The organism is Mycobacterium sp. NGS29 (assembly GCF_059812965.1).
The window spans coordinates 34668-49397 of sequence record NZ_JCALDR010000025.1 but is presented as its reverse complement, the minus strand read 5'-3'; the positions used below and the strand labels follow the sequence as shown (position 1 = coordinate 49397).

At 67.6% G+C, this 14730-nt stretch carries 14 protein-coding genes and 1 pseudogene; 10 read left to right on the top strand and 5 right to left on the bottom strand.

Going from position 1 to position 14730, the window contains the following annotated elements; all coding sequences use genetic code 11:
- From AC5Y5Z_RS23775 to AC5Y5Z_RS23765, 3 genes and pseudogenes are all read left to right on the top strand, one after another.
- Positions 1–736, top strand: a pseudogene (locus AC5Y5Z_RS23775) (hypothetical protein); the annotation flags it as partial.
- A 58-nt stretch (positions 737–794) separates the two neighbouring features.
- Complete coding sequence (locus tag AC5Y5Z_RS23770; RefSeq protein ID WP_499927886.1) at positions 795–1058, top strand: hypothetical protein; 264 nt, start codon at positions 795–797, stop codon at positions 1056–1058.
- Between the two features lie 53 nt (positions 1059–1111).
- Positions 1112–2194, top strand: a complete 1083-nt coding sequence (locus AC5Y5Z_RS23765; protein WP_499927878.1) for a methyltransferase — start codon at positions 1112–1114, stop codon at positions 2192–2194.
- Positions 2195–2277: 83 nt separating this feature from the next.
- On the opposite strand, the gene coaA is transcribed toward AC5Y5Z_RS23765, so the two are convergent.
- Complete coding sequence (coaA, locus tag AC5Y5Z_RS23760; RefSeq protein ID WP_463828824.1) at positions 2278–3216, bottom strand: type I pantothenate kinase; 939 nt, start codon at positions 3214–3216, stop codon at positions 2278–2280.
- Between the two features lie 114 nt (positions 3217–3330).
- Between coaA and glyA the strand changes: the two genes are divergently transcribed.
- The gene (glyA, locus tag AC5Y5Z_RS23755; protein ID WP_499927884.1) at positions 3331–4620 is read left to right on the top strand and encodes a serine hydroxymethyltransferase; all 1290 of its coding nucleotides are present in this window, start codon (positions 3331–3333) and stop codon (positions 4618–4620) included.
- Between the two features lie 112 nt (positions 4621–4732).
- A complete protein-coding gene (locus AC5Y5Z_RS23750; protein ID WP_499927876.1) occupies positions 4733–5560 on the top strand; it encodes an acyl-ACP desaturase in 828 nt (275 codons plus the stop codon).
- Here the strand turns inward: AC5Y5Z_RS23750 and AC5Y5Z_RS23745 are convergent.
- Positions 5550–5705, bottom strand: a complete 156-nt coding sequence (locus AC5Y5Z_RS23745) for a hypothetical protein (RefSeq protein WP_463828826.1) — start codon at positions 5703–5705, stop codon at positions 5550–5552. The genes AC5Y5Z_RS23750 and AC5Y5Z_RS23745 overlap by 11 nt on opposite strands.
- 107 nt (positions 5706–5812) lie before the next feature.
- On the opposite strand from AC5Y5Z_RS23745, the gene phoH2 reads away from it, so the two are divergent.
- From phoH2 to AC5Y5Z_RS23730, 3 genes are read left to right on the top strand one after another with little or no spacing between them, the layout of a single operon-like run.
- A complete protein-coding gene (phoH2, locus tag AC5Y5Z_RS23740; RefSeq protein ID WP_463828827.1) occupies positions 5813–7114 on the top strand; it encodes an RNA 5'-3' helicase PhoH2 in 1302 nt (433 codons plus the stop codon).
- 39 nt (positions 7115–7153) lie between these two features.
- Positions 7154–8029, top strand: a complete 876-nt coding sequence (locus tag AC5Y5Z_RS23735; protein ID WP_463828828.1) for a polysaccharide deacetylase family protein — start codon at positions 7154–7156, stop codon at positions 8027–8029.
- A gap of 55 nt (positions 8030–8084) precedes the next feature.
- Positions 8085–9524 (top strand): adenylate/guanylate cyclase domain-containing protein, encoded by a 1440-nt coding sequence (locus AC5Y5Z_RS23730; protein WP_463828860.1) that lies wholly within the window; start codon positions 8085–8087, stop codon positions 9522–9524.
- A 7-nt stretch (positions 9525–9531) separates the two neighbouring features.
- Here the strand turns inward: AC5Y5Z_RS23730 and AC5Y5Z_RS23725 are convergent, their stop codons facing one another.
- From AC5Y5Z_RS23725 to glpX, 3 genes are all read right to left on the bottom strand, one after another.
- Positions 9532–10497, bottom strand: a complete 966-nt coding sequence (locus AC5Y5Z_RS23725; protein WP_499927873.1) for a hypothetical protein — start codon at positions 10495–10497, stop codon at positions 9532–9534.
- Between the two features lie 94 nt (positions 10498–10591).
- Positions 10592–12007, bottom strand: a complete 1416-nt coding sequence (locus AC5Y5Z_RS23720; RefSeq protein WP_463828830.1) for a class II fumarate hydratase — start codon at positions 12005–12007, stop codon at positions 10592–10594.
- 24 nt (positions 12008–12031) lie between these two features.
- Positions 12032–13114 carry a class II fructose-bisphosphatase gene (glpX, locus tag AC5Y5Z_RS23715; RefSeq protein WP_463828831.1) on the bottom strand — a complete coding sequence of 361 codons (1083 nt, stop codon included), beginning with the start codon at positions 13112–13114 and terminating at the stop codon, positions 12032–12034.
- A gap of 53 nt (positions 13115–13167) precedes the next feature.
- On the opposite strand from glpX, the gene AC5Y5Z_RS23710 reads away from it, so the two are divergent.
- Together AC5Y5Z_RS23710 and AC5Y5Z_RS23705 are read left to right on the top strand one after the other, a co-directional pair.
- Positions 13168–13809, top strand: a complete 642-nt coding sequence (locus AC5Y5Z_RS23710; protein ID WP_499927871.1) for a DUF4245 domain-containing protein — start codon at positions 13168–13170, stop codon at positions 13807–13809.
- A 13-nt stretch (positions 13810–13822) separates the two neighbouring features.
- Positions 13823–14620: a dienelactone hydrolase family protein gene (locus AC5Y5Z_RS23705; RefSeq protein WP_499927869.1), complete on the top strand. Its 798-nt coding sequence runs from the start codon at positions 13823–13825 to the stop codon at positions 14618–14620.
- The last annotated feature ends 110 nt before the right edge of the window (positions 14621–14730 follow it).

Here is a 14730-nt window from a genome sequence, read left to right as displayed (position 1 = left end):
CACCGGTTCCTTCAACACCGGCAGTATGAACCTCGGCTCATTCATGCTCGCCGACAGCCAAGGGGTGGAAGGAGCTACCATCCCGATCAACTTCCCGGCGATTCCGATCGATCTGGTGGCGGCTACCAACGTGGCCATCCCCATCACCGGATTCTTCTACCCGATCACCATTCAACCGATCCCTCAGTTCGGCATCCCGGTCGACGTCTCGATTCAAGTTCTCTTCACTTTCACTTTCGAGGGAACCCTCCTGTCCCCGGTGGTGGACCCCATCGTCATCAACCCGATCGTCCTGAAGGACCTCATGGTCGGGGCGAATATCCAGATCCCCATCGACATGACACTGCTGGGCCAACTCAACCTCACGGCACCGGGCCTGCTCGGTATCGGGAACTCTTCCGGGTCGCTGTCGTCGGGCTTCTTCAACGGCAGTTCCAGTGGTACGTCCGGGTTCTTCAACTCCAGCGATCTGAGTTCGGGTTTCGCCAATGCCAACGGGGCGTTGACGTCGGGTTGGTACAACTCCGGTTCGTTGCTGTCGGGTTGGCAGAACCTGGGCGAGGCGATGTCGGGCATCGCCAACACCAGCGATGTGGCCGGGGCCGCGTTGATGTCTGGCGTCGGCAACATCGGCAGCCAGGTCTCCGGTTTCCTGCACGGCCAGATGAGTGCGCTGCAACAGGCGCTGGCAGCCATTTCGCCGTTCCGGGCGAGCCTCGTCACCACCACCACGTAGCGGCGTAGGCCGGCGGCTGACGCAGCGATGGCAAGTTGGCCGTGCCAAACTAGGTTGCATGGCTGCGTTGTCGGTGGCGGTGTGCCCACTGAGCGGGTGGCTGGGTCGGTATTTGCTGGGCCGCGATCCGCGTAAGCCCGTGCCGGTGCTGGCCTCAGTCGGGCTGTGCGGCTTCGCGGCAGGTCTGGATCCGGCCGCACGCCAGGCAGGGCAGTGGCTGGTCACCGAGGTACCGCAGCGCTCGCTGCATAACTGGCAGAACGCGGCGGCGAAGCTGATCGCCGCCGATCTGCGCGGCCGGGTCCCCGTTTCCAACGACTGACCGTCGTCGCCCGAAGCCCGACTGCGCTTACGCGCGCAAGGAAAGGACATCCCATGCCCAAACTTCCCCCGCCCAGAGTTGTTCAGCTGATCGACACCGCGCGCCATCATCTGGCCGCGCTGCACCGCCGCATGGTGCCGCCGCCGGTCGCGATGATGGAGATGGTCTCCAACGCGTGGGTGTCCCAGGCCATCGTCGCGGCGGCCGAACTCGGCATCGCCGACGCGCTCGCCGACGGGCCGCTGACGGCCCAGGAATTGGCGACCGCGGTTGACGCCGATCCCGATGCCGTGGCCCGCCTGCTCAGGGCGCTGATCAGCAGGGGCGTGTTCCGGCAGCGCCGCGATGGTCGGTATGACCTGACTCCACTGGCCGGCACGCTGCGCCGGGACGCCGAGGTGCCGCTCACCGGCTGGGCCCGCTGGCTGGGGTCGCCTCAGCACCGGGAGCACTGGAGCCATCTGACCGACGCGATCCGTACCGGCCGATCCGTCATACCGGCGCTGCGCGGCAAGCCGGCGTTCGAGTACCTCGCCGCTGAGCCGGAACTCGGCGAGATCTTCAACCAGGCGATGACCGGCGGATCGGCGTTGTCGATCGGCCCGGTGATCGCAGCCTACGACTTCAGCTCGTTCGCCACCATCGTCGACGTCGGCGGTGGGCACGGCCGCCTGCTGGCGGAAATACTGGCGGCTACCCCGACCGCGCGCGGGGTGTTGTTCGACCAACCGCAGGTGGTGGCGGGGGCCCCGGCCGTGCTGACCGAACGCGGTGTGGCCGACCGCATCGAGGTAGTCGAGGGGTCGTTCTTCGAGTCGGTCCCGGCCGGGGGAGACGCGTACGTCCTCAAAAGCGTGATCCACGACTGGCCCGACGACGACGCGGTGCGGATCCTGCGCAACGTGCGGGCGGCGGCGGAAGTGGGCAGCCACCTGCTGCTGATCGAGTTTGTGATCCCCGAACACCACCGGGAATTCGTAGGCAATTGGTTGGACCTCGAGATGCTGCTCGCCCTCGACGCGCGGGAACGAACGGCAGCGGAATTCGAGCGGCTGTTCGACCGTGCCGGCTACCGGTTGCGCCGGGTGGTGGCGACCGCCTCGCCGTTCAGCGTGCTCGAAGCGCAGGCGGTCTAGGACGAATCGCGCTGACGCTGCGCCCTGGGCGACTAAGTGCGGCTGCCCGCCGCCCGCACCGCAGAGCCGACGCGGGGCCGCCGTCAGAGCTTGCGCAGCCGGAGCCGGTTGATCGAGTGATCGGCGTCCTTGCGCAACACCAACGTGGCGCGGGGCCGGGTCGGCAGGATGTTCTCGATGAGGTTGGGCCGGTTGATCGAGCGCCAGATTTCCTTGGCGGCGACCACGGCCTGCGGGTCCGACAGCGCCGCGTAGTGATGGAAGTGCGATTCCGGGTTCGCGAACGACGTGCTGCGCATCGCCAGGAACCGCGAGACGTACCACTGTTCGATGTCCTCGATCCGGGCGTCGACATACAGCGAGAAGTCGAACAGGTCCGACACCATCAGCGTCGGACCGGTCTGCAACACGTTCAGACCCTCGAGGATCAGGATGTCGGGGTGGCGGACCACGTGTTTGGCACCCGGGATGATGTCGTAATGCAGGTGCGAATACACCGGGGCGCAGGCGGCCTCCGAACCGGACTTCACCGAAGTGACGAACCGCATCAGCGCGCGACGGTTGTAGCTTTCGGGAAACCCTTTGCGGTGCATCAGGTTTCGTCGATCGAGTTCGGCGTTGGGGTAGAGGAAGCCGTCGGTGGTCACCAGGTCCACCCGGGGGTGGTGATCCCAGCGGGCCAGTAGTGCCTGCAGCACCCGGGCGGTGGTCGATTTGCCGACGGCCACACTGCCGGCCACTCCGATGATGAACGGCACCGGACGGTTCGGGTTCTGCTGCTGTTCGCCCAGGAACTCCGCGGTAGCCGCGAACAGTCGTTGACGGGCCGCGACCTGCAGGTGGATCAGCCGGGCCAGCGGAAGGTAGACCTCTTCGACCTCCAACAGGTCGATCTGCTCACCGAGGCCGCGCAACCCGATCAGCTCTTCTTCGGTGAGGGCCAACGGGGTGGCCATCCGGAGCGCGCGCCACTGCCGTCGGTCGAACTCGACATACGGGCTCGGCTCGCTCGGCCGCGGCATTGGCCTATTTTTGCAGCAACGTCAGCGGGCCTCACGGGTGGGCCGGTCAAATATGCGCTGGATAGACTGACCACCGTGACTGCCGCACCTGACGCCCGCGTTTCCTCCCATGTGATGTCCGCCCCGCTGGCCGAGGTCGACCCCGACATCGCAGAGCTGCTGGGCAAGGAACTCGGGCGCCAACGCGACACCCTCGAGATGATCGCCTCGGAGAACTTCGTGCCGCGTTCGGTGTTGCAGGCCCAGGGCAGCGTGCTGACCAACAAGTACGCCGAGGGGCTGCCCGGGCGGCGCTACTACGGCGGCTGTGAATACGTCGACGTCGTGGAGAACATCGCCCGCGACCGGGCCAAGGCGCTGTTCGGCGCCGACTTCGCCAATGTGCAACCGCACTCGGGCGCACAGGCCAACGCTGCGGTGCTGCACGCCCTGATGGCGCCCGGCGAGCGGCTGCTGGGCCTGGACCTGGCCAACGGCGGCCACCTGACCCACGGCATGCGCCTGAACTTCTCCGGCAAGTTGTACGAGAACGCCTTCTACGGTGTAGACCCGACCACCCACCTGGTCGACATGGACGTGGTGCGGGCCCAAGCGCTCGAGTTCCGCCCGAAGGTGATCATTGCCGGCTGGTCCGCCTACCCGCGGGTGCTGGATTTCGCCGCGTTCCGGTCCATCGCCGACGAGGTCGGCGCCAAGTTGTGGGTGGACATGGCGCACTTCGCCGGTCTGGTCGCCGCGGGTCTGCACCCCTCGCCGGTGCCGCACGCCGACGTGGTGTCCACCACGATTCACAAGACGCTCGGCGGTGGCCGGTCCGGGATGATCGTGGGCAAGCAGGAGTACGCCAAGGCGATCAACTCCGCGGTGTTCCCCGGCCAGCAGGGTGGGCCGCTGATGCACATCATCGCCGGCAAGGCGGTCGCGCTGAAGATCGCCGGCACCCCGGAGTTCGCCGAACGTCAGCAGCGCACGCTGTCCGGCGCCCGGATCCTGGCTGAGCGGCTGCTGGTCGACGATGTCGCCAGTGCCGGTGTCTCGGTGGTCAGCGGCGGCACCGATGTCCATCTGGTGCTGGTCGACCTGCGCAATTCGCCGCTGGACGGCCAGGCCGCCGAGGACCTGCTGCACGAGGTGGGTATCACCGTCAACCGCAACGCCGTCCCCAACGACCCGCGACCGCCGATGGTGACGTCGGGCCTGCGGATCGGAACCCCCGCGTTGGCGACCCGCGGCTTCGGTGACGCCGAGTTCGCCGAAGTCGCCGACATCATTGCGGCGGCGCTGGCGGCCGGCACCTCGGCCTCCGAGGGGCAGGTGGCCGGGCTGCGGGAGCGGGTGACGCGGCTGGCCCGCGAGTTCCCGTTGTACGACGGCCTCGAAGACTGGAGCCTGGTCGGCCGCTGAGCCGGGAGCCGGAACAGCCCCGAAAACGGGTGCTCATGCGTCTGTCGCGGGTGGTGGCGATCACGGCGCGTCAAATTTGAAAGCGTCTGTGTATGCGAGTTACAGTTACCGCATGGCACAGAAACCTGTCGCTAATGCGCTGACGCTGGAACTCGAACCCGTGGTCGAAGCCCTCCACGATCGCCACCTCAGCACAGAGGACCTGTGGTTCGCCCACGACTACGTACCGTTCGACCGCGGTGAGAACTTCGCGTTCCTCGGTGGGCGCGACTGGGATCCCTCTCAGGCCACGCTGCCCCGGCCGCTGATCGACGCCTGCGAGATCCTGCTGCTCACGAAGGACAATCTGGCCGCCCATCACCGCGAGCTCATCGACCACTTCATCCTCGAGGACTACTGGGGCCGGTGGTTGGGTCGCTGGACCGCCGAGGAACACCACCACGCAATCGCTTTGCGCCAGTACCTGGTGGTCACGCGCGAGATGGACCCGACAGCCAACGAGCAGGCCCGCGTCCAGTACGTGACGAAGGGCTACCGCGCCGAAACCTACTCGCAGGTCGAGACGTTGGTGTACATGGCCTTCGTGGAACGTTCCTACGCCACGTTCTGCCGCAACCTGGCCGCCCGGATCGAGGAGCCCATCCTGGCCGGCCTGATCGACCGGATCGCCCGAGACGAAGCGCGGCACGAGGAATTCTGGGCCAGCCTGGTCACCCACCTGTTGGGTTACACCCACGACGAGACGATTACGGCGATCGCCACGTGTGCGGCCGAGCTTCAGGTGCCCGGTGCCGACATCGACGCCTACCGGGACAAGCTGCAGAACGTGGCCGACGCCGGCATCTACGACGAGGCGCAGCTGCAGCAGGTGATCTCCGAGCGCATCAGCGCCTGGGGTCTGGCCGACGAGCCGGCGCTGCACCAATTCGTCACGGACTGACGAGCAATTCGGCACTGATCAACCGGTTTCCGGTGTCTCGGCGCGCCTGCACTGCGGCGGTGCGGCCACCGGAGTAGCGTCGCTTTCGATGGCCAGCGATCTGCTCTGCTGCCAGGGCGGCACTCCCGGTTCCTGCACCGGTCATTGCACCGGTCGTTGGAAAGGCAGGACCGGCCCCGGTCCTGGTGCCGCGGCCCCCGCCGACACGCTCGAGTGGGTCCGCCCGGGCGTCATTCGCTCGAGGAGCGCCCCGTGACCGAAACCCGGACGTACGTGCTCGACACCTCCGTGCTGCTCTCCGACCCGTGGGCATGCAGCCGGTTCGCCGAGCACGAGGTGGTGGTTCCGCTGGTTGTGATCAGCGAACTGGAAGCCAAGCGCCATCACCATGAGCTGGGTTGGTTCGCCCGTCAGGCATTGCGGTTATTCGACGATCTGCGGTTGGAGCACGGCCGGCTCGATCAGCCGATTCCGGTTGGCGCACAAGGCGGTTCGCTACACGTCGAGCTCAATCACACCGACCCGGCGGTGTTGCCCGCCGGTTTCCGGACCGACAGCAACGACTCCCGGATCTTGAGCTGCGCCGCCAACCTCGCTGCCGAGGGCAAGCGAGTCACGTTGGTGAGCAAGGACATTCCGCTTCGGGTCAAGGCGGCCGCCGTCGGTCTGCCGGCCGACGAGTATCACGCGCAGGACGTCGTCGTCTCCGGTTGGTCGGGGATGCGCGAGATCGAGACGGCCACCGAGGACATCGACGCGTTGTTCGCCGACGGTGAGATCGACCTGGCTGAGGCCCGGGACCTGCCGTGTCACACTGGAATTCGGTTGCTCGGCGGTACCTCGCACGCGCTGGGCCGGGTCACCCCGGCCAAGCGGGTTCAGTTGGTCCGCGGCGACCGGGAGGTGTTCGGGCTGCGTGGCCGTTCCGCTGAGCAGCGGGTGGCCCTGGACCTACTGCTCGACGAGTCGGTGGGCATCGTGTCCCTGGGCGGCAAGGCCGGGACCGGCAAATCGGCGCTGGCGCTGTGTGCCGGGCTGGAAGCCGTGCTGGAGCGCCGCACCCAGCGCAAAGTGGTCGTGTTCCGTCCGCTCTACGCCGTGGGCGGCCAGGAACTCGGTTATCTGCCGGGCAGCGAGAGCGACAAGATGGGGCCCTGGGCGCAGGCCGTCTTCGACACCCTCGAAGGGCTGGCCAGCCCGGCGGTGCTGGAGGAGGTGCTGTCCCGCGGCATGCTCGAGGTGTTGCCGCTGACCCATATCCGGGGCCGGTCCCTGCACGACTCGTTCGTGATCGTCGACGAAGCCCAGTCGTTGGAACGCAACGTGCTGCTGACCGTGTTGTCCCGGTTGGGCACCGGGTCCCGCGTGGTGCTCACCCACGACATCGCTCAACGCGACAACCTGCGGGTCGGCCGCCACGATGGGGTCGCCGCGGTGATCGAAAAGCTCAAAGGTCACCCGCTGTTCGCCCACATCACGCTGCTGCGCAGCGAGCGTTCGCCGATCGCGGCGCTGGTCACCGAGATGCTCGAGGAGATCGCCGGGCCGCACTGACGGCGCTGTCGCCGGGCGGCGGTTCGGTAAACTGCCTGCGTGCCGAAACGACCCGACAACCAGGCCTGGCGCTACGGGCGCATGGTCTTCGGCGTCGTTGCAGCGGTGGTCATCCTGGTGATCGGTGGTTTGACCGGCCACGTCACGCGCGCCGACAGCCTGAACTGCTCGATCGTCAAGTGCATCGCCCTGACCTTCGACGACGGGCCGTCCCCCTACACCGACCGGCTGCTGCAAATCCTGCGGAACGACGACGCCCGGGCCACGTTCTTCCTGATCGGCAACAAAGTGGCAGCCAATCCTGGCGGCGCGAGACGCATCGCCGACGCGGGCATGGAGATCGGCAGCCACACCTGGGAACACCCCAACATGACGTCCATCCCGCCCGAGGCGATCGCCAGCCAGTTCACCCGCGCCAACGACGCGATCGCCGCCGCGACGGGCCGTCGGCCCACCCTCTACCGGCCGGCAGGCGGCCTGTCGAATGCGCAGGTGCGTCAGACCGCCGCGCAACTGGGCATGGCCGAGATCCTCTGGGACGTCATTCCCTTCGACTGGGCCAACGACGCCAACACCGCGGCAACCCGCCAGGTGCTGATGGCCCAGATCAAACCGGGCTCGGTGGTGTTGTTCCACGACACCTACTCGAGCACCGTCGACCTCGTCTACCAGTTCATCCCGGTGCTCAAGGCCAATGGCTACCACTTGGTGACGGTCAGCGAAATGCTCGGGCCCCGCGCCCCCGGCAGCAGTTACGGCAGCCGGGAGAACGGGCCGCCGGTGCACACCTTGCGCGATATCCCGGCAGTCCAGGTGCCGCCGCTGCCCAACACCCCCTCGCCCAAGCCGATGCCCAATCTGCCGATCACCGATATTCCGGGGCAGAACTCGGGCGGGCCGAACAACGGTGGTTGAGGGTAACCAGGCGCCGAAGTCGGCGGTGCGGCTCTCGTTTCGGTACGCAACCGACCTGGCGTTGGCCTATCTGCTGGCCGTCGCCGACGCCGCAGCGATCCTGATCCCGCTGCGCGGTCACACGCCGGGCATCGCCAGCGCCGACTTCGCCGAGAAGAATACCGGTCTGGTGGTGCTGCTGGTGTTGCTGGCAACCTGCGGGGTCGCGATCGGCGGTGCCGCGATCATCGCCCCGACGCTGCGCTGGTATGCCCCGGGCCACGAACCCACCCCCGAGCAGCGCGAGGCCGCGATGAAGATCGCGGGCCGCCAATCGCTGCTGATGGCCGCGGCCTACACGGCGTGCGGCGTGATCCTGATCCTGCTGAACCTCAGTGGCGGAGCAGCGCTGATCGTGCCCATCGCGATCGGAGTGGTGATCGGCGCCGCCGCCGCCGCAGGCACCGGCCTGCTGCTGGCGCAGCGCACCCTGCGGCCGATCATGGGTGTCGCCACCCGGGGTTGCGAGCCGCGCCTGGCCGTACCGGGCGTGTTCGCCCGGATGGTCCTGCTGTGGTTTCTGGTCAGCGCGCTGCCCATCGGCGTGATCGCAACGGTCGTCGCCCTGCGCTCGGCGGGGTGGCTCATCGACTCATCGGCCGCCCTGGACGTGCCGGTGCTGGTGGTGGCGATGGCAGCGCTGGTCCTCGGACTGCCGACGATGATCCTGACGTCCCGCTCGATCTCGGATCCGCTCGGCGAGGTTGCCGACGCGATGGGCGAGATCGAGCACGGTCACATGGCCACCTACGTCGGGGTCTACGAGCGCTCCCAGATCGGGCGGCTGCAGAGCGGCTTCAACCGGATGGTCGCCGGCCTGGAGGAACGCGAGCGGATCCGCGACCTGTTCGGCCGCCACGTGGGAGCCGACGTGGCCCGCCGGGCGCTGGAGGAAGGTACCTCCCTGTCCGGTGACGTGGTGGAGGCGGCGGTCCTCTACATCGACCTGGTCGGCTCCACCCGGCTCGCGGAAAACCTGCCGCCGCAAGAGGTTGCCGAGTTACTCAACGATTTCTTCCGCATCGTGGTGGACACCGTGGACGAATATCGGGGACTGATCAACAAATTCGAAGGTGACGCGGCCCTGGTGATCTTCGGTGCTCCGTTGCGCACCGACGAGCCGGCGTCGGACGCGCTGGCCACGGCGCGCGCGCTGGCCCGCAAGCTGCGCCGACTTCCCTTGGTGGACTTCGGCATCGGGGTGTCGGCGGGCCGGATGTTCGCCGGCAACATCGGTGCGGAGAACCGGTACGAATACACCGTGATCGGCGACGCCGTCAACGAAGCCGCCCGGCTGGCCGACCTCGCCAAGACCTCCGAACGGCGAATCCTGTGCTCGGGTGCCGCGATCGAGCGCGCCGGCGCAGAGCGCAACTGCTGGGCCGAGTGCTACTCCACGGTGTTGCGGGGCCGCTCCGAACCCACCCGTGTCTCGGCGCCGACCAGCATCGACTAGCGCCCGGCTACTTGCGCGAAACCTTCAATGCCGCAATGACACTGTCGACAACGGCTTGCGACGCCGAGTCACCGATCGGGACGGCGGCGAAGAAGACGGTGACCGGTTTGGTGTCGACCGCGATGACCGTGACCGTGTCGCCCTTGACGCCGCGCGTGGTGTCGGCGATCGAGATGTCGGCCTGCACGCGGGCCGCCTTCACCCCGTCGACCGTCGTCGACGACGTCGTCTTGGGTCCCAGCGTCGGCGAAACCTGGTTGTAGCCGGGACCATTGGCCAGGCAGTCCAACAGCTTACCGGCCTGCGCGCTGACGTCCATGCTGGTCACGAAGTTCGTCACGGCCACTTCGACCTGCATCATCCACTGGCTGCCGCCGGGCACTTCGCGGCCCAGGCCCACCGCGTCGATCAGATTCGGATTCTGATCGTCGATGAACGGCGCCCACCCTGGTGCCGCGCTGGCGGGGAACGACAATTTGCCTGCACTCACCGTGTCACCGGTGGGCTTGGCGCCGCCGGACACGTTGGAGGCGCAGTCCGTTGCGGTCTGCTGGCCGCTGCCCGGGCCCGAGGGGGCCTCGGTGCTGGTGCTGGTCGACGACGCGGTCGAGGCGGGGTCATTGCCGCTGTTGAGCGATGCCACGAAGATCACCACCAGGATGATGACGCCCACCAGTGCGATGCCGGCGACGATCAGCCATGGCAGCTTCGAGTTACGCGGCGGCGGCCCCGGCGGGTAACCGCCCGGACCCCAGCCCGGCGGCACCTGCTGGCCGGGCTGCGCATACTGCTGCGGTGGGTAACCCGGGGCGCCCCAACCGTCGGTGCCGTGCTGCGCAGGGGGTGGGTAACCGTAGGGCTCACCCTGTGTCGGGGGTTGGCCCTGCGGCGGTCCACCCCAATAGGGTTGCTGCCCATAAGGATTCGGTGCGTAAGGATCCTGGCCGTAAGGGCCGCCGGGAGGCACCGTCATAGGTCAACCACTCTCATTCTCGTTATCCGCCTTCCCCGCGGCGACCACGGACCAGCGTCACCGATTATCCGGGGGACGCGGCAGCTCTGCTCGTTCAGTCGATCGGTTCGACTTTGGCCATCGCCAACACGTCGAGTCGGCGATCCAGTTCCTCTTCGGACAGCTTGTCGCCGATCAGGCCGCGATCAATGACAGTCTGGCGGATGGTCTTGCGTTCTTTGAGCGCCTGCTTGGCCACCGCGGCGGCCTCCTCGTAGCCGATGGCCGAGTTCAGCGGCGTCACGATCGACGGGGACGATTCGGCCAGTTCGCGCAGCCGTTCTTCGTTGGCGACCAGTCCGGTGATGCAGCGCTCGGCGAACAACCTGGAGACGTTGGTCAACAGCTTGAACGACTCCAGGATGTTGCGGGCCATCATCGGGATATAGACGTTGAGTTCGAACGCGCCCGACAACCCGCCGACCGCCACGGCGGCGTCGTTGCCGATCACCTGCGCCGCGACCTGCGTAACCGCCTCCGGCAGCACCGGATTCACCTTGCCCGGCATGATCGAGCTACCCGGCTGCAGGTCGGGCAGCTGGATCTCGCCCAACCCGGTCAGCGGGCCGGACCCCATCCAGCGGATGTCGTTGGCGATCTTGGTCAACGACACCGCGATGGTGCGCAACGCGCCGGAAGCCTCCACCAACCCGTCGCGCGCTGCCTGCGCCTCGAAAGAGTTTGACGCCGTGCGCAACTCGGATATGCCGGTCTTTTCCACCAGCACCGCGACCACCTTCACGCCGAATCCTTCGGGGGCGTTGAGCCCGGTTCCGACCGCGGTGCCGCCGATGGCCAGTTCGCCCAGCCGGGGGAGGCACCCGCGCACTCTTTCGATACCGGCCTCGATCTGGCGGGCGTATCCGCTGAACTCCTGGCCCAGCGTCACCGGAACGGCGTCCATCAGGTGCGTCCGACCCGACTTGACCACTGTCTGCCACTCCAAAGCCTTGGCCGCCAACGCATCCTGCAGCACCTGCAGCGCCGGGATGAGATGACTCACCGCGGCTTCGGTGGCCGCGATGTGGGTGGCGGTCGGGAAAGTGTCGTTGGACGACTGTGACATGTTGACGTCGTCGTTGGGATGCACCGTCACGCCGTTGCCGGCTGCGATGCTGGCGATCACTTCGTTGGTGTTCATGTTCGAGCTGGTGCCCGAACCGGTCTGGAAGACGTCGATCGGGAACTGGTCGTCGTGCTGGCCGTCGGCGATCTCGTTGGCGGCGGCGATGATCGCGTCGGCCTTCTCCGGTGCCAGCAAGTCCAGGTCCTTGTTCACCTGGGCGCACGCTCCCTTGAGCAACCCGAGCGCGCGGATCTGGGCGCGCTCGAGTCCGCGCCCGGAGATCGGGAAGTTTTCTACCGCCCGCTGAGTCTGGGCGCGCCACAACGCCTTTGCCGGCACCCGGACTTCACCCATGGTGTCGTGCTCGATGCGGTAGTCGCCGTCGTTACTGGCGGAGTCGGCCATAAATCAGATCCTCACTGAGAGTGGTTACGGCAGGGGATAGGCGGCGTTGGTGTCGCCGGTGAAGTCGATTGCGGAATATTCGTTGAGCTTGGACAACCGGTGGTAGGCCTCGATCATGCGCACGGTGCCGGACTTGGACCGCATCACGATCGACTGGGTGGTGCAGCCGCCCGGCTGATACCGCACGCCCTTGAGGAGGTCGCCGTCGGTGACCCCGGTGGCGCAGAAGAAGACGTTCTCGCCGGACACCAGGTCCTCGGTGGTCAGCACCCGCTCCACGTCGTGGCCGGCGTCCAGCGCCTTGCGACGTTCGGCGTCGTCCCTGGGCGCCAGCTGTGCCTGGATCGCCCCGCCCATGCAGCGGATCGCGGCGGCGGTGATGATCCCTTCGGGCGTGCCGCCGATGCCGGCCAGCATGTCGGTGCCGGAGCCGGGCCGGCACGCCGAGATCGCGCCGGCGACGTCGCCGTCGGTGATCAGCCGGATGCGGGCGCCGGTGTCGCGGACATCGGCGATCAACTGTGCGTGCCGGGGGCGGTCCAGGATGCACACGGTCATGTCGGCCGCCAGCAGTCCCTTGACCTTCGCGACTGCGCGGACGTTCTCACCGATCGGTGCGGTGATGTCCAGCACGTGTGCGGCCTCGGGCCCCACGGCGATCTTGTTCATGTAGAACACCGCCGACGGGTCGAACATGGCGTAGCGGTCGGCCACCGCCAGCACCGAAATGGCGTTCGGCATGCCTTTGCTCATCAGGGTGGTGCCGTCGATCGGGTCGACGGCGAAGTCGCACTCCGGTCCGTCGCCGTTGCCGACTTCTTCGCCGTTGTAGAGCATCGGCGCTTCGTCTTTCTCGCCCTCGCCGATCACCACGACGCCGCGCATCGACACCGAATTCACCAGCTCGCGGATGGCGTCGACCGCGGCGCCGTCGCCACCCTCCTTGTCGCCGCGCCCCACCCACCGGCCTGCGGCCATCGCGCCCGCCTCGGTGACCCGGACCAGCTCCATGGCCAAGTTGCGGTCGGGAGCTTCACCACGGGGCGGTCGGGCGGCCGACGGGCTTGCAACGGCGCTGTGCGGCGCGCCGGATCCCTGTGCAGTCATGGCGCGATTGTCCCAGAAGCGGAACGCCGGGCTGGAGCTGGGATACTCGGGGAGTGACCACTGAGCCGCAACCGACCCCCAAGCCGGCCAAGCCGCGGTTGCTGCAGGACGGTCGTGACATGTTCTGGTCGCTGGCCCCGCTGGTGGTGGGCTGCATTTTGCTGGCGGGCATGGTGGGGATGTGTTCGATCTCCCCCGGCGGCCCCAACCGGGGCACGGTCCCGTCCTATGACGCGGCCACCGCGTTGCGGGCCGACGCGGCCACGCTGGGCTTCCCGATCCGCCTGCCGCAACTGCCGGGCGGCTGGCGACCCAATTCGGGCGGCCGGGGCGGTATCGACGGCGGTCGCACCGATCACGACGAGCACCTGCACGCGGCGACGTCGACCGTGGGCTACCTCAGCCCGACCGGGATGTATCTGAGCCTGACCCAGAGCAACGCCGACGAAGACAAGCTGGTCGGTTCCATCCATTCGGGCATGTACCCGCGGGGCGTCGAGAACATCGCCGGGACCAGCTGGGTGGTCTACCAGGGCGCGGACCGCGACGGTGCCGTCGAGCCGGTGTGGACCACTCGCCTGGCCAGCCCGGCCGGCCCCACGCAGATCGCGATCACCGGCGCCGGCAGCCCCGACGAGTTCCGTACGCTGGCTGCCGCGACGCAAGCGCAGCAGCCGCTGGCCGCTACCCGATAGAAGGGCACCCCGGATGACCGCACCCGAAGCAGATCTGTCCGGCTGGTCGGCGGCGCCGTTCACCGCCGCCGGCTACACCCACGACGTGTACCGCAAGGGGTCGGGTCCCGGGGTGGTGCTGATCCCGGAGATGCCGGGCATCCATCCCGGCGTGCTCGGGTTGGGAAATCATCTGGTGGACAACGGGTTCACCGTCGCCATCCCGTCGCTCTTCGGCCGTCCCGGCCGAAAGATATCGATCCCCTATGTCCTGGCCGAGATCAGCCGGGGTTGTGTGGCAAAGGAATTCGCCGCGATGGCCACCAACAAGGAGCGGCCGGTATCGCTGTTCCTGCGGGCGCTGGCCCGCGATCTGAACGCCGCGACGCCCGGCAAGGGAGTCGGGGTGATCGGGCAGTGCTTCACCGGCGGTTTCGCGCTGGCCGCCGCCGTCGACGACAGTGTGCTGGCCCCGGTGCTCAGCCAGCCGTCGGTGCCGTTTCCGCTGACCGGCAAGCATCGCCGCGACCCCGGGCTCAGCGAGTCCGAACTCAGTGTCGTCGCCGATCGCTGCGCCAACGATGGCTTGTGCGCAATGGGACTGCGGTTCAGCGCGGACGCGATGGCACCGGGTGAGCGGTTCAAGACGCTCAAGGCACGTCTGGGTGACGCCTTCGAGGTGATCGAAATCGATTCCGGCCCCGGCAACGAGCACGGGTTCAGCCGGATGGCGCACTCGGTGCTCACCGACCAGGTCCGTGAGATCGACGGTCAACCCGCCTACGAGGCGCGCAAGCGGGTGGTCGAGTTCCTCACCGAGCGGCTCACTTAGCCTGCTGAACTCATGCCGCGGGTGTTGAGCACCCCGAATTGAATTGCCGCTCACGACAGCTTTTTGGCGCCCGTTGTTGGGTGGCCGATGTCCGGGGAGTCGGCGGCCGA